This is a genomic window from Pseudomonas sp. NPDC087336, from assembly GCF_044744285.1.
In the GTDB taxonomy this organism is placed as follows: Bacteria; Pseudomonadota; Gammaproteobacteria; order Pseudomonadales; family Pseudomonadaceae; genus Aquipseudomonas.
Window position 1 is genome coordinate 43,684 of the sequence record NZ_JBIUYA010000030.1, and the last position, 15,638, is coordinate 59,321.

A 15,638-nucleotide genomic window follows, 5' to 3' on the forward strand; every position below is an offset into this window, starting at 1 on the left:
GGTCATGGTTGAACGTTTGCGCGGAAAAATGTGCTGAAAAGTGGCTAAAAAACGGGGAAAGTCGCGGGGGGTCGAAGGTTATCGGTCCAGTGATTCCGGTCGCGACCAGATCCACAGATTGCCCAGGCCCATGCCGACAATCGCCAGGTAGATCGGCCAGCCGTGGTCGAGCATCACCAGCATCAATGTGGCGCATAGCAGCATGCTGGCGGTGGCGCTGACCTTGGCCCGGCGCGCGATGATCTTGCCATTGCGCCAGTTACGGAGAATGGGGCCGAACAGCCGATGATTTTCCAGCCAGGCACTCAAGCGCGGCGAGCTTCGGGTGGCAGCCCAGGCGGCCAGCAGAATGAATTCGGTGGTCGGCAGGCCGGGTATGACGATGGCGACCAGGCCGATTGCGAGGCTGACATAGGCCAGCAGGCCGAAGAGGAGGCGGGCGAGTTTGGAGGAGGCAGGCATAAGCTCAAAGGAAAGCTGGCGATCTTGCGGCGTACTCGGCCCCTGCAGGAGCGAGCTTGCTCGCGAAAGCGGTGTGTCAGGCGACATTGATATCACTGACACGACGCCTTCGCGAGCAAGCTCGCTCCTACAAGGGAGGTGGTGTGTCAGGCGATTTCGGGGGTGCTGGCGTAGGCCTGTTCCAGCAACACCGTGAAGCGGTTGAAGGCATCGATGGCGCCTCTGTCCAGCTCGGCTTCTTCCTGCGCACTGAGCTCGAGTCCGTCCAGGGTCTTGACGAAGCTTTTCCAGCCTTCAGTGCGGCCACCGGCCGGTTCGCCAAGGTGGCGGGCACCGAAGGTTTCGCTCAGGCCAAGGCCCACGGCACGCTTGATCAGAAACGCGGCGCCCAGCTTCGAGCCTTCGGAGACGAAGAGCCAGCCCAGGGCCTGGGCCTTGGTCGGGTTTTGCAGTGCGCCTGCGACCAGCGCCGGCACCTCGGTGTCGAGGTCTGCCAGGTCCGCCTTGGCCGCATCGGCACGGCAACGGGCTGGCAGGTCCGGGACGATGGCCGTCAGTTCGGCATCGTTGTACAGATCCACCAGTTCCGACTGGAACAGGTATTGCGCCACCACGAAGCGGGCGAAATTGGCCTGGGTTTCAAAGGGGGCATGGGTTTTGACCAGTGCATCGAGCTTGCTGTGCGGCTCGTTGGTAACCTGGTTCAAGCGTTGCGAACGCAGGGTGGGGCGTTGAGCGGTGTCCTGGGTGGTCATGGCAAATCCTTGGGAAAGAAGAGGCGCTTGGTAACGAGACGAATGAGCAGGTGCATGACAGTAAAAAATCCTCACCGGGCGGCTGTTACCAGCGGCGCGCGGTGAGGTGCACGGGGTCAGATGTCCCAAACCAGATTGATCGCGAAGTTGCGGCCAGGCTGGGTCAGGCGATCGAGGTTGGCGGGCTGGGTCACCGAGGCTTCGCCGACGCTGTCGTAGCCGCGTACGTCATCCCACTGCCAGTACTTCTTGTCGGTCAGGTTGTACAGGCCGGCATTGACGGTCAGGTCGTCGGTCACCTTGTAGAAGCCCGCCAGGTCGAGCACGCCGTAACCCGGTGTCTTGAATTGGGTGCTGGTGCCGTCCGGGGTGTTGAAGCTGGTGCTGTCGACCCGGGTCTTGCGTTTGACCAGGGTCCAGCTCAGCAATGCGCCGTACTGGTCCTGGTCGTAACCCAGGCCGAATACGCCGGTCAGCGGGTTGATGCTGTTGAGTGGCTCGCCGCTGTCATCGTTGCGACCATACAAATAGGCCACCGAGCCCTGGGTGTAGAGGCCGTTTGGCGCACCGAAGGCGTCCAGGTTCAAGCGCCCCTTGAGCTCCAGGCCCTTGATGGTGGCGTGCTGGATGTTGTTGCTCTGGAAAGTGGTCTCGGTGTAGCCGGGGGTAATGGCGTTCTCGTCGATGAAGTCGCGATACTTGTTGTAGAACACCGCAACATCGAAAGTGCCGGCGTCGAACTGCCCGCGCAGGCCGGTTTCATAGCTCTTGCTCTTTTCCGGTTCGAGGTCTGGATTGGGTGCGACCTGATAACCGCCCGCCACGTTTTCGAAGCGTCCATAAAGGGCTTTGGCAGTCGGCGTGCGGAAGCCTTCGGCGTACTGGCCATACCAGGTGTAGTTGTCGTTGAAGCGGTAGGTGGTGCCGAATTTCGGCGACAGGCGATGCCAGGTCTTGTTGTCCTCGTTGACCTCGCCATTACCGCTTTGATCGGCCGTGGCCAGGAACTCATCGGTCAGGTGCGGCTTGAGCTGGGTGTAGTCGTAGCGCAGGCCGGGCATGAAGGTCCAATTGTTCCAGGCGATCTGGTCCTGGGCGAACAGGCTGTAGGTGTTGATGGTCGGGTCCGGAAAGTCGCTGGCCGGGGTCAGGGTGTCGGCAGCGCTGGCAGCGCCGATGACACGGCACGCACCGGCCACGGTCAGGCAGGTGCCGCTACCGGTGCGCAGGCCAGTGACCTTGTCCTGCTTGATGGTGGTGCCATAAGTGACGACATGGTCGGTGTCGGCGATGGCAAACGCCTTGTCAGCCTGGGCATCGAAGACCCATTGGCGGTCCTTGTAGGTGGTATCGCGGTTACGCAGCACCGTGCGCGACGGCGCGTAGATTTCTTCGGTGCTCTGGTCTGTCTTGGCGATCTGGTAATTCAACGTCCACTTGATGTTGTCCGCCAGGAGGCTGTCCACGGCGAAGCGGTGATCCAGGCCGAAGCGCTCGCGGGTGATGGTGTCGTTGCCGGTGCGCGACTGGTAGAAACCGAAGCCGCGTCCTGCGTTGAACGGGCCACCCACGGCGCTCAGCTGATTGGTGTCGCGATCGTCCTTGTAGTGCTCGTACGTCAAGCCGAAGCGCGCATCGTCGGCGTAGTTCCAACCCAGTTTGGCCAGCACGTTGGTGGTGCGCACGTCCTCGGGGTTGGCTTCGGTGCGGTCCAGGCCGGTTCCACCGGTTTCGCCGTAGGACTCGGTTTCATGGCCATTGCGCTGGCTCAGGTGCAGCAAGCCGTCGAAGTCGCCGGTGCGCCCGGCCACGGTGCCGGAGGTGAGCCAGCTGTCATCGGCCGAACTGTAGCCGGTCTTCAGGCGAGCACCGACGTCCTGGCCTGGCTTGATGATGTCGTCCGGGTCCAGCGTGTAGTAGCTGACCGCGCCACCAATGGCGTTGCTGCCGTACAGCACCGAAGCCGGGCCGCGCAGGATTTCCACGCGCCGACGATTTCCGGGTCGACATAGTTGCGGTTGGTCTGGGCATACGGGCCGTTGAAGAAACCGTCGGGTACTTGCACGCCGTCGACCTGGGTCAATACGCGGTCACCATCGATACCGCGGATGTTGTAGCCGGAAAGACCTGCGCGGGTGCCAGTGCCGCCCACAGAAACCCCCGGCTCATAGCGAACCAGATCCTTGATGTTGTTGACGTTGTTGCGGTCGAGATCTTCGCGAGTCTGGACAGTGACGGTGCTGGGCACACTGTTGATGTCTTGTTCCTGGCGAGTGGCGCTGATGGTCACCTGTTCCAGGTTGAGGGCCCCGGCGACGGCGCGCCGCTCCAGCACGATGTTGTGGTTGCCGAGTTTGCGATAGCTCAGGTTGGTCCCCGCCAACAGGCGCTCCAGGGCTTTTTCCGGCGGCAGCGATCCGCGCACGCCCGGTGAGTCGATGCCTTGCGCCAGTTCGGCCGAGAAACCAACCTGCCAGCCGGTCACGGCAGTGAACGCATTGAGCGCCGACACCAGTGACTGCTGGGGAATGGCGAACGAGTAATCACCCATGTTGCGGCTCGGTGCGTCAGCAGGCGTGGCGGCCATGAGCGGCGCAGTACCGGCCATCAGGATGGCGGCGGTCAGCAGCGACAGTACGCGCGAAGGTGAAGTGGCTGGGCGGGTAAGGCGAGAGGACATCGATAGCGCTCCGTGTCGCACGAATCTTTATAGGTGCTGATTGGCATTTAGAGATGCGAATCAATTGCATTGGCTATAACGAGACGTACGAGGTTTGGCTATCGAGTAAAAATAATTCTCATTTAGTTCAAGATCACCAGCGCAGGGTATTCCTTGAGCTGTGCCGAGGTGATGTGAGCCAGCGAGCGGACCACGTCCAGCGGTTGGTCGAGGCGATAATTTCCGGTCACGGCAACATTCGCCAATTGCTCGTTGTTGTTGATGATCCAGCCCGGATAGTAGCGACGCAACTCCGCCAGCACCTGATTCAGCGGGCAGTTTTCAAACACCAGGCGACCCTGGACCCAAGCCAGGTCGGTGGCGGCATCGAGTTTGGCCGGGCGGTCGAAACCATTGGGGCCGATGCGGATGCTTTCCCCGGCCGTCAGCCGAACCCGGGCGTCGTCGCCGGTAGCACGCAAGTCGACATCCCCGCGCTGCACCCGAACCTGCGTCACGCCATCGAGGTAACGCACGGCAAATGCCGTATCACGGACACTCGCCGTGACCCGACCCGCGTCGATTTCCAGCGGCAGGCCGAGATGCGGCTGCACGTCGAAAAACGCCTCGCCCTGATACAGCCGGGCCACGCGCTTCTGGTCGTTGATGGTGCTGGAAAACGCCGAGTTGGTATTGAGCAGGACTTTCGAGCCGTCCTCCAGTTGCAGGCGCTGGCGTTCACCGACCACGGTCAGGTGGTCGGCTTGCAGGCGCATTGGCAGATTGCTGAAGCTGAACAAACCGAGGATCAGCACGGCGGCAGTGGCCAAGGGTTTCCAGTGCGGGCGCAGGCGCGACAGCACGCTGACTTTGGCGGGTCGTGACGCCAGGTTTTGCGCGCATTGCGTGACTGGCGCACCGTTCCAGATCGCCTGGGCCTTGGCGAACGCCTCGGCATGGGCCGGGTCGGCTGCGAGCCATTGGTGGAACTGTCGGGTCTGCTCTTGGCTCGGGCTGTCCAGCACGATCAGCCAGTCCAGGGCCTGGTCCATCGCTTCGGCTGTGGCCTGCGCCGGGGAAGGCGAAGGGGCGCGGTGGGTGTCCGTCACGGTGTTTCCTCGAGGCTTTTGCAAAGCAGTCTCAAGCTTCAGGCTGCGAGCTGCAAGTTCGGTTAGGCGATTGACTTGCCGTTTTTAACTTGCGGCTTGCAGCTCAAAGCTTCGAGCTGCGTCCCGCGACGCCCATACATATCGTCATGATCAGTTTCAGCTCCTTCTGCACGGTACTGAGTGAGACGCCGAGTTTCTCGGCGATCTCCAGATAGCTGTGGCCGTGCAGGCGGCTGAGGATGAAGATTTGCTGCTGGCGGGCGCTGAGTTGGCTGAGGCGCACGTTCAAACGCTCGAGTAATTGTTCGGCATGGGCGGCGTCCTCGGCACTGCTGGCGGGGGCGGCGACGCTTTCCACTACGTCCAGTGGCACGTCGTCGAGCATGGTGCGCGAGTGGATGCGCCGCGCGCGCAAATGGTCCAGTGCCAGGTTGCGGGCGGTCTGGAAAACGAAGGGTTCCAGGTGATCGATGGCCCGCTCGCTGAGTGCACGGCTCACGCGCAGGTAGGTCTCCTGCAAGAGGTCTTCGGCGGTGCTGTGATTGTTGACCATCCGCTCCAGCGTGCGCAGCAGAGAGATTCGCTGGTTGATGAAGACGTCGTTGAAGCGCGATTGACTCACGGGAGGACCTGATCCATTTCGAGCGAATGATAATGCTTATCATCCGCTAGAGTGGTCAAGTGTTGATTTATGAAGGTTTACGCCCGAGCCTGCAAATAGGTGGCGTAATCTGGAATCCGATGCCCGTGTGCCTGATCCATCAGCGGGCTGCTGAGCAGGTAGTCGGCGCTGCATTCGTTGCACGCCACCGCAATGTTCCAGACCGCCGCGACCCGTAGCAATGCCTTGATGTCGGGGTCGTGTGGTTGTGGTTCGAACGGGTCCCAGAAGAACACCAGCATGTCGACCCGTTGTTCGGCGATTCGCGCGCCGAGCTGTTGGTCTCCACCCAATGGGCCGCTGATCATGCTCTCCACCGGCAGGTCGAGGCGTTGTTGCAATAACAACCCCGTGGTGCCGGTGGCGACCAGTTCATGTTGCGCGAGCCGGTCTTTCTGCCGTTCGGCCCAGTCCAGCAAAAACACTTTGCAATGGTCATGGGCGACCAGGGCGATACGCTTGCGCGCTGCCAAGGTCTTTTGGGTAAAGGTGATACCGATCATGGGGGCTCCAAACGATTTCGATGACGCCACTACTCTGTAGGAGCCTGCGGTGCGGCGATCCGACTTGCCGGCGAACCAGACGCTGCGGTGCGTCTGTAATACCGCGATATCGTTCTTCGCCGGCAGCCTGGCTCCTACGGATGATGGTGGTGCGACAGGTGCACAATTACTCGGCGTTGCACAGCGCCAGGCAGTTATCGAGCATGCGGTTGGAGAAGCCCCATTCGTTGTCGTACCAGGCCAGCACCTTGAGCAGCTTGCCGCTGGACTTGGTGTGGTTGGCGTCGAAGATCGACGACAGCGGGTTGTGGTTGAAGTCGCTGGAGACCAGCGGCAGAGTGTTATAGCCGAGGATTTTCGAGTGCTGGGCGGCTTGCCTGAGCAGTTCGTTCACCTCTTGTGCGCTGGCTTCTTTTTTCAGCTGAACGGTCAGGTCGACCAGGGATACGTTGATCACCGGCACGCGTACCGCCATGCCCGTCAGTTTGCCCGCCAGTTCCGGCAGCACCAGGCCGACCGCTTCAGCTGCACCGGTCTTGCTCGGGATCATGTTCTGGGTGGCCGAGCGGGCGCGGTACGGGTCGGTGTGGTAGACGTCGGTCAGGTTCTGGTCGTTGGTGTAGGCGTGGATGGTGGTCATCAGGCCGCTTTCGATGCCCAGTTCGCGGTGCAGCACCTGGGCCACCGGGGCCAGGCAGTTGGTGGTGCACGAAGCGTTTGAAATAATCTGGTGCGACTGGCGCAGAATGTCGTGGTTGACCCCATATACCACGGTGGCGTCGGCACCTGCGGCCGGGGCCGAGATAATCACTTTGCGGGCACCGGCCGTAATATGCGCAGCGGCTTTGGCACGGTCGGTGAACAGACCGGTGCATTCGAACACCACGTCGATCTTTTCCGCGGCCCAGGGCAGGTCGGCCGGATTGCGAATGGCGCTGACCGCGATACGGTCGCCGTTGACGGTCAGGCTTTCCTTGTCATGCTGGACATCGGCGTCGAACGTGCCGTGAACCGTGTCGTACTTGAGCAAGTGCGCATTGATCGCGCTGTCACCCAGGTCGTTGATGGCGACGATCTGCAAATCCTGGCGATAGCCTTGGGTATAGAGTGCCCGGAGGACGTTACGACCGATTCGGCCAAAACCATTGATTGCGATTCGTAGAGTCATTTTTCAGCGCCGCCGTCGTTTTGTTGTTGGAATTACAAGATTATTCGCAAAAAAATAGAAAACAAGCCTTTTTAATGGCAATATTTTGTTCAATCTACAACGAGTGACCTGAATCAACTGGTCCGAGTGGTCAAGAAAACCGTCTGTCATCCCATCGACACCGGTGTTTGATCAGCATAGACAATCAGGTCGCCACATCCGTTAGCCTGGAGTTCTACACATGCATCCCCGCGTCCTTGAGGTCACCGAACGGCTTATCGCCCGCAGCCGCGCCACGCGTGAGGCTTACCTTGCACTGATCCGCGATGCCGCCAGCGACGGTCCGATGCGCGGCAAGCTGCAATGCGCCAACTTCGCCCACGGCGTGGCCGGTTGCGGCAGCGACGACAAGAACAGCCTGCGGATGATGAACTCCGCCAACATCGCGATTGTTTCGTCATATAACGACATGCTCTCGGCGCACCAGCCGTATGAAGTCTTTCCTGAGCTGATCAAGAAGGCCTTGCGTGAAATCGGCTCCGTCGGCCAGTTCGCCGGCGGCACCCCGGCCATGTGCGATGGCGTGACCCAGGGCGAGCCAGGCATGGAACTGAGCCTGCCGAGCCGTGAAGTGATCGCGCTGTCCACCGCCGTGGCGCTTTCCCACAACATGTTCGATGGCGCGCTGATGCTCGGCATCTGCGACAAGATCGTCCCGGGCCTGATGATGGGCGCGCTGCGCTTCGGCCATCTGCCGATGATCTTCGTGCCGGGCGGGCCGATGGTGTCGGGTATTTCCAACAAGCAGAAAGCCGACGTGCGCCAGCGCTACGCTGAAGGCAAGGCCAGCCGCGAGGAGCTGCTGGAGTCGGAAATGAACTCCTACCACAGCCCCGGCACCTGCACCTTCTACGGCACCGCCAACACCAACCAGTTACTGATGGAAGTCATGGGCCTGCATTTGCCGGGCGCTTCCTTCGTCAACCCGAACACGCCATTGCGCGACGCCCTGACCCGCGAAGCGGCGCACCAGGTGACGCGTATTACCAAACAGAACGGCGACTACCTGCCGATCGGCGAAATCGTCGACGAGCGTTCGCTGGTCAACTCCATCGTCGCCCTGCACGCCACCGGCGGCTCGACCAACCACACCCTGCACATGCCGGCGATCGCCATGGCGGCGGGTATCCAGTTGACCTGGCAGGACATGGCCGACCTCTCCGAGGTGGTGCCGACCCTGAGCCACGTCTACCCGAACGGCAAGGCCGACATCAACCACTTCCAGGCTGCGGGCGGCATGTCGTTCCTGATCCGCGAACTGCTGGATGCGGGGTTGCTCCACGAAAACGTCAACACCGTGCTGGGCCACGGGCTGCGCCGCTACACCCTGGAGCCGTTCCTCGATAACGGCGAGCTGGTCTGGCGCGAAGGCATCACCGAAAGCCTCGATGAAAGTATCTTGCGCCCAGTCGCCCGGGCGTTCTCGCCGGAGGGCGGCCTGCGTGTGATGGAAGGCAACCTGGGGCGCGGCGTGATGAAGGTTTCGGCCGTGGCACTGGAAAACCAGATCGTCGAAGCACCGGCCATGGTGTTCCAGGACCAGCAGGACCTGGCCGATGCGTTCAAGGCCGGTTTGCTGGAGAAGGATTTCGTCGCGGTGATGCGCTTCCAGGGGCCGCGTTCCAACGGTATGCCGGAACTGCACAAGATGACGCCGTTTCTCGGCGTGTTGCAGGATCGCGGCTTCAAGGTGGCGCTGGTCACCGACGGGCGCATGTCCGGCGCGTCGGGGAAAATCCCGGCGGCCATCCACGTCAGCCCCGAAGCGTACGTGGGCGGCGCTTTGGCGCGGGTGCAAGAGGGCGATATCATCCGCGTCGATGGCGTCAAAGGCACCTTGGAGCTTAAGGTGGACGCCGAAGAATTCGCAGCGCGCACGCCAGCCAAGGGCCTGTTGGGCAACAACATCGGCACCGGTCGCGAACTGTTTGGTTTCATGCGCATGGCCTTCAGCTCGGCAGAGCAGGGGGCCAGCGCCTTCACTTCTGCCCTGGAGACGCTTAATTGAAACTGGCTTTGGTCGGTGACATCGGTGGTACCAACGCACGTTTCGCGTTGTGGAAAAACCAGCAGCTGGAATCGGTCCAGGTGCTGGCAACGGCCGACCATGCCAGCCCGGAAGAGGCGATCAGCCTCTACCTGAGCGGGCTTGGCCTGGCGCCGGGCTCGATCGGTTCGGTGTGCCTGTCGGTGGCAGGCCCCGTGAGCGGCGATGAATTCAAGTTCACCAACAATCACTGGCGCCTGAGCCGCCGGGGTTTCTGCCAGGCCTTGCAGGTGGATCAGCTATTGCTGGTCAACGATTTTTCCGCCATGGCCCTGGGCATGACGCGTTTGCAGCCAGGCGAATTTCGCGTGGTCTGCGAAGGCACGCCGGAGCCGTTGCGCCCGGCGGTGGTGATCGGTCCGGGCACGGGTTTGGGTGTCGGCACGTTGCTTGATCTCGGTGAAGGGCGTTTTGCCGCGTTGCCGGGGGAGGGCGGTCACGTCGATCTGCCGCTGAGCAGCCCGCGCGAGACTCAACTGTGGCAGCACATCTTCAACGAGATCGGGCATGTCAGCGCCGAAACGGCGTTGAGCGGCGGTGGCTTGCCTCGAGTCTATCGGGCGATCTGCGCGGTGGACGGCCACGAGCCGGTACTCGACACGCCGGAAGCGATCACCGCTGCGGGCCTGGCGGGTGATCCGATTGCCCTGGAAGTGCTCGAACAATTCTGCTGCTGGCTCGGTCGCGTGGCGGGCAACAACGTGCTGACCACCGGTGCGCGCGGTGGTGTGTACATCGTTGGCGGGGTGATTCCGCGCTTTGCCGATTTCTTCCTCGAAAGTGGATTCGCCAGGTGCTTTGCCGACAAGGGGTGCATGAGCGATTACTTCAAGGGGATCCCGGTGTGGCTGGTGACGGCGCCGTATTCGGGGTTGGTTGGCGCAGGAGTGGCGCTGGAGCAGGCTTGAGACCGCTTCGACTTCATCGCTGGCAAGCCAGCTCCCACAGGTTTACCGACATTTTCAGAATGTGTACATGACCCTGTGGGAGCGGGCTTGCCCGCGATGGGGCCAGAACAGGCAACAAATATTCATGGTGCATCAGGCATAATCCGCCCAATTCAAACAACAAGGACGCCGCCCGTGAGCTCAGTCAACAAGTCGATTTTGTTGGTCGATGACGATCAAGAGATACGCGAGTTGCTGGACACCTACCTGACCCGCGCCGGGTTCCAGGTGCGTACCACACCCGATGGCGCAGGCTTTCGCCAGGCCCTCAACGAGGCCCCCAGCGACCTGGTGATCCTTGACGTGATGCTGCCGGACGAAGACGGTTTCAGCCTGTGTCGCTGGATTCGCCAGCATCCGCGCCAGTCGCAGGTGCCGATCATCATGCTCACCGCCAGCTCCGACGAGGCCGACCGGGTCATCGGCCTGGAACTGGGCGCCGACGACTACCTGGGCAAACCCTTCAGCCCCCGGGAATTGCAGGCGCGCATCAAAGCCTTACTGCGCCGGGCGCAATTCGGTCAGGAGCGCTCCGGGAGCGAAGTGCTGGCCTTCGATGACTGGCGCCTGGACATGGTCAGTCATCGCCTGTTTCACATCGACGGCGAAGAGGTGATTCTGTCCGGTGCCGACTTCGCCCTGTTGAAGCTGTTTCTCGATCACCCGCAGGAAATCCTCGACCGCGACACGATCGGCAACGCCACCCGTGGCCGCGACTTGATGCCCCTCGATCGCATCGTCGACATGGCGGTCAGTCGTTTGCGCCAGCGACTGCGTGATACGGAAAAACCGCCGCGACTGATTCGCACCGTACGGGGCAGCGGCTATCAGTTGGCAGCCAGTGTGGTTGCCGCCAATGGTCACTGATTTCGTGCGCAAGCTGGCCGGCCGCGTGCCGGTGCCACGCTCGCTGCTCGGGCGCATGTTGTTGCTGACGTTACTCGCGGTGTTGTTCGCCCAGGCATTGTCGAGCGTGATCTGGGTCTCCCAACTGCGGGCGACCCAGCTCGAAGGCCTGGTCACCAGCGCGCGCAGCCTCGCGCACTCGATGAACGCCAGTGTCAGTTACCTGCGCTCGTTGCCGGTGGCCTACCGCCCGTTGGTGCTCGATCAGTTGCGCAGCATGGGCGGCACGCGGTTCGTGGTGACGCTCAATGACAAACCCCTGGGCATGGAAGTGCTGCCTATCACGCCGCGCAAGGAGGCGGTGATCAAGGCGGTGGACGAAGTGCTGCGCCAGTCCCTGGGGCAGGACACCGACATCTCGGTGACCTTTGTCAGCCCCGAAGACCTGCGGATCTTCAATGGCGGTCTCAAGCTCGACGAACTGCCGCGCTCCTGGGCGCACTATGCGTTGACCCTGGAACCGGTGAACCCGCCGGTGCTGGTTACGCAGATCCAGATGGCGCCGGGCGAATGGCTGTACATCGCCTCGCTGTTGCCCGAACCCTACACCAGCCTTGAAGAGCAAGGCCTGCCGGCGCAGCAAGTGTGGTTCATCGTGCTCACCAGCGGCTTTTTGTTGCTGTTCATCGGCCTGCTGGTGCACTGGCAAAGCCGGCCGCTCAAGCGCCTGGCGCGGGCGGCGCGGGACCTGTCACTGGGCGCCGACGTCGAGCCGGTGGCCGAAGGCGGCGGCAGTGAAGTGGTCGAAGTCGGCCGCGCCTTCAACACCATGCGCGAGCGCATCAGCCGTTACCTGACAGAACGCAGCCAGTTGTTCAGCGCGATTTCCCACGACCTGCGCACACCCATCACCCGCTTGCGCCTGCGCGTCGAGTTGCTCGAAGACGAGAAGCTGCAAGCCAAGTTCGGTCGCGATCTGGATGAGTTGGAGCTGCTGGTCAAGGGCGCGCTGCAATGTGTGAAAGACACCGACATCCACGAGAACATCGAGCCGGTGGACCTCAATCATGTGCTCGAGTGTCTGGTGGAACCGTACCTGTCACCCACCGGTAACGGTCGCGTGACCCAGCAAGGCCGTGCCCTGGCGGCCTATCCGGGCAAACCGCTGGCGCTCAAGCGTTGCATCGGCAACCTGATCGACAACGCCCTGAAGTACGGCCAGTACGCCCACCTGCACATCGATGATGACGACAGCGCGTTTGTCCTGCATGTCGATGATGAAGGGCCGGGGGTTCCCGAGCAGCGGCTGGAGCAGGTGTTCGAGCCGCACTTTCGTTTGGCCGGGCAGCAGCAGGGGTATGGGTTGGGGTTGGGGATTGCGCGCAACATTGCCCATAGTCATGGCGGTGAAGTGAGCCTGCAGAATTTGCGTGAGGGCGGGTTGCGGGTGACCCTGCAGTTGCCGCGTAGTGTTGATTAGAGACCGCGTTATCGTTCATCGCTGGCAAGCCAGCTCCCACAGGTTTTGAGCCGGTCGCAATATTGCGATCAACACCAAACCCTGTGGGAGCTGGCTTGCCAGCGATGGCGTCAGGCCATGCAACACAATTCCAAAAGATAAATGTCACAGTTTGGTGACATAACTCGCCCCCTTCGTTACAAGCCCGCCACGGCCCGTTGTTTAGACTGCCCCTCAGTCATAACAACAAAAAAGGCCCCCCATGGACACCTTCCAACCCGCGTTCAGCAGTTGGCTGAATGCCCCCGCCCACCAGCAATGGCTCGCCGCCGAAGGCCTGCGCCTGCTGGCATTTGCCAAGGCCTCGAAGTTACCTGAAGGCTTCGGCAATCTCGATGAACAAGGTCACCTGCCGGCCGACGCGCAAGCACACACCATGAACACCGCGCGCATGACCCACAGCTTCGCCATGGCGCACATCCAGGGCCTGCCGGGCTTTGCCGAGCTGGTGGACCACGGCATCCAGGCCCTGCGCGGGCCGTTGCGCGATGCCGTGCACGGTGGCTGGTTCGCGGTTGCCGAACACCGCGACGGCAACACCGGCAAAAATGCGTATCTGCATGCCTTCGTGGCCCTGGCCGCCAGTTCCGCGGTGGTCGCGCAACGGCCCGGCGCGCAGGCCTTGCTCGATGATGCGATCGACATCATCGACAGCTGTTTCTGGAGCGAAGAAGAAGGCGCTCTGCGCGAATCCTTCAGCCGGGACTGGAGTAGCGAGGAAGCCTATCGCGGTGCCAACAGCAACATGCACGCCACCGAAGCCTTCCTCGCCCTGGCCGATGTGACCGACGACAAGCGCTGGTTGTGCCGCGCCCAGCGCATCGTCGAGCGGGTGATCCATGGTCACGCCGCCGCCAACGGCTTTCTGGTGATCGAGCATTTCGACCGCGACTGGCAACCACTGCGCGAGTACAACCACGACAACCCGGCCGACGGTTTCCGTCCTTACGGCACCACACCGGGTCACGGTTTCGAATGGGCCCGATTGCTCTTGCACCTGGAAGCCGCGCGGGTGCGTGCCGGCATGCTCACCCCGGGATGGCTGGTCACCGACGCGCAAAAGCTCTTCGAGCACAACTGCCGCCACGGCTGGGATATCGATGGCGCACCGGGCATGGTCTACACCCTCGACTGGGACAACAAGGCCGTGGTTCGCCATCGCCTGCACTGGACCCATTGCGAAGCCAGCGCCGCGGCCAGTGCCTTGCTCAAGCGCACGGGCGATGAGCAGTACGAACACTGGTACCGACTGTTCTGGGAATTTTGTGAGTGTCATTTCATCGACCGCGAAGGCGGCAGTTGGCACCACGAACTCGACCCATTGAACCGCCCCAGCGGCGATATCTGGGCCGGCAAACCCGATCTCTATCACGCCTGGCAAGCCGTCCTGATCCCGCGCCTACCCTTGGCGCCAAGCATGGCCAGTGCGCTGGCGGCGTTGTCCCAGAGCATTTCCATGTAACCATGCGGTGACATTCGCGCGTCCCTTCGTTACCTGCGAAGGGGCGTCCCCTGTTTAAAATCCTCTGCAGCGCAAGCACCAGACTTGCATGCATAACAACAAGAAAGGTACTTCCAAGATGAATGCGATTTCTCGCCTCGCTACTGTCATTTCTCTCGTCTCCCTGTCTGCGCTCCCGCTCAGTGTGCTTGCCGCCGAATCCAAAGGTTCCGTGGAAGTCGTTCACTGGTGGACGTCGGGTGGCGAAAAAGCAGCGGTCGATGTCCTCAAGGCCCAAGTCGAAAAAGACGGCTTCACCTGGAAGGACGGCGCAGTCGCCGGTGGTGGTGGTTCCACGGCCATGACCGTGCTCAAGAGCCGCGCCGTAGCGGGTAACCCACCAGGCGTTGCCCAGATCAAAGGCCCGGACATCCAGGAGTGGGGCAGCACCGGCCTGCTCAGTACCGACACCCTCAAAGACGTTGCCAAGTCGGAAAACTGGGATGGCCTGCTGCCTGTGAAAGTCTCCGACACCGTGAAATACGAAGGCGATTACGTCGCCGTGCCGGTGAACATCCACCGCGTCAACTGGCTGTGGATCAACCCGCAGGTGTTCAAGAAAGCCGGGATCGACAAAGCCCCGACCACCCTCGAAGAATTCTATGCCGCTGGCGACAAGCTGAAAGCCGCCGGCTTTATCGCGCTCGCCCACGGCGGCCAGCCTTGGCAGGACAGCACCGTGTTCGAAGACGTGGTGCTCTCGGTCATGGGCGCCGACGGTTACAAGAAAGCCCTGGTAGACCTGGATCAGAAAACCCTCTCGGGCGCCGAGATGACCAAGGCCTTCACCGAGCTGAAAAAAATCACCACCTACATGGACCCGAACCGCGCCGGTCGTGACTGGAACATCGCCGCCGCCGACGTGATCAACGGCAAGGCCGGCATGCAGATGATGGGTGACTGGGCCAAGAGCGAATGGACCGCTGCGAACAAAGTCGCTGGCAAGGACTACCAGTGCGTGGCGTTCCCGGGCACCGAGAAAGCCTTCACCTACAACATCGACTCGATGGCTGTGTTCAAGTTGAAAGCTGATCGCAAGGGCGACATCGCCGCCCAGCAAGACCTGGCCAAGGTCGCCCTGGGTAAAGACTTCCAGAAAGTCTTCAGCATCAACAAGGGCTCGATCCCGGTGCGTACCGACATGTTGAACGACATGGCCGGGCAGGGCTTCGACTCCTGCGCCCAAGCGGCGGCCAAGGACTTCCTGGCGGACGAGAAGAACGGCGGCCTGCAACCGAGCATGGCGCACAACATGGCCACCTCCCTGGCCGTGCAAGGCGCGATCTTCGACGTGGTCACCAACTTCATGAACGACAAGGACGCCGACCCGGCCAAGGCCAGCGCACAACTGGCTTCCGCGGTCAAAGCGGCCCAGTAACTTCTGACACCACCTGATCCTGGATGGAATGGGATTGTGTGGGA

At 61.7% G+C, this 15,638-nt stretch carries 12 protein-coding genes and 1 pseudogene; 6 read left to right on the plus strand and 7 right to left on the minus strand.

From position 1 onward, the window contains the following. Positions 1 to 78: 78 nt before the first annotated feature. The 7 genes and pseudogenes from ACIO0C_RS24945 to gap form a co-directional block, all read right to left on the minus strand. Entirely contained in the window at positions 79 to 462 is a 384-nt protein-coding gene (locus ACIO0C_RS24945) for a YbaN family protein (RefSeq protein WP_401315988.1), read from the minus strand. Between the two features lie 146 nt (positions 463 to 608). Then, on the minus strand, positions 609 to 1,217 hold the full coding sequence (locus tag ACIO0C_RS24950; protein ID WP_401315989.1) for a biliverdin-producing heme oxygenase: 609 nt from the start codon (positions 1,215 to 1,217) through the stop codon (positions 609 to 611). A gap of 116 nt (positions 1,218 to 1,333) precedes the next feature. After that, positions 1,334 to 3,897, minus strand: a pseudogene (locus ACIO0C_RS24955) (TonB-dependent receptor). Between the two features lie 122 nt (positions 3,898 to 4,019). Further along, positions 4,020 to 4,985, minus strand: coding sequence for a FecR family protein (locus tag ACIO0C_RS24960; protein ID WP_401315992.1), 966 nt, complete (start codon positions 4,983 to 4,985; stop codon positions 4,020 to 4,022). A gap of 103 nt (positions 4,986 to 5,088) precedes the next feature. Further along, positions 5,089 to 5,607: an RNA polymerase sigma factor gene (locus tag ACIO0C_RS24965; RefSeq protein WP_401315994.1), complete on the minus strand. Its 519-nt coding sequence runs from the start codon at positions 5,605 to 5,607 to the stop codon at positions 5,089 to 5,091. Positions 5,608 to 5,684: 77 nt separating this feature from the next. After that, positions 5,685 to 6,149: a methylglyoxal synthase gene (locus ACIO0C_RS24970; RefSeq protein WP_401315997.1), complete on the minus strand. Its 465-nt coding sequence runs from the start codon at positions 6,147 to 6,149 to the stop codon at positions 5,685 to 5,687. A gap of 166 nt (positions 6,150 to 6,315) precedes the next feature. After that, a complete protein-coding gene (gap, locus tag ACIO0C_RS24975) occupies positions 6,316 to 7,317 on the minus strand; it encodes a type I glyceraldehyde-3-phosphate dehydrogenase (protein ID WP_401316000.1) in 1,002 nt (333 codons plus the stop codon). 220 nt (positions 7,318 to 7,537) lie between these two features. On the opposite strand from gap, the gene edd reads away from it, so the two are divergent. From edd to ACIO0C_RS25005, 6 genes are all read left to right on the plus strand, one after another. After that, positions 7,538 to 9,364 (plus strand): phosphogluconate dehydratase, encoded by a 1,827-nt coding sequence (edd, locus tag ACIO0C_RS24980; protein WP_401316003.1) that lies wholly within the window; start codon positions 7,538 to 7,540, stop codon positions 9,362 to 9,364. Beyond that, positions 9,361 to 10,311: a glucokinase gene (locus tag ACIO0C_RS24985; protein ID WP_401316005.1), complete on the plus strand. Its 951-nt coding sequence runs from the start codon at positions 9,361 to 9,363 to the stop codon at positions 10,309 to 10,311. The genes edd and ACIO0C_RS24985 overlap by 4 nt, the downstream gene beginning before the upstream one ends. Positions 10,312 to 10,485: 174 nt before the next feature. Continuing rightward, a complete protein-coding gene (locus tag ACIO0C_RS24990) occupies positions 10,486 to 11,217 on the plus strand; it encodes a response regulator (protein WP_008056763.1) in 732 nt (243 codons plus the stop codon). Then, entirely contained in the window at positions 11,207 to 12,676 is a 1,470-nt protein-coding gene (locus tag ACIO0C_RS24995; protein WP_401316008.1) for an ATP-binding protein, read from the plus strand. Before ACIO0C_RS24990 ends, ACIO0C_RS24995 begins: the two co-directional genes overlap by 11 nt. Positions 12,677 to 12,917: 241 nt before the next feature. Beyond that, positions 12,918 to 14,177 carry an AGE family epimerase/isomerase gene (locus ACIO0C_RS25000; protein ID WP_401316011.1) on the plus strand — a complete coding sequence of 420 codons (1,260 nt, stop codon included), beginning with the start codon at positions 12,918 to 12,920 and terminating at the stop codon, positions 14,175 to 14,177. A 118-nt stretch (positions 14,178 to 14,295) separates the two neighbouring features. After that, positions 14,296 to 15,594 carry an ABC transporter substrate-binding protein gene (locus ACIO0C_RS25005; protein ID WP_401316013.1) on the plus strand — a complete coding sequence of 433 codons (1,299 nt, stop codon included), beginning with the start codon at positions 14,296 to 14,298 and terminating at the stop codon, positions 15,592 to 15,594. Positions 15,595 to 15,638 lie beyond the last annotated feature (44 nt).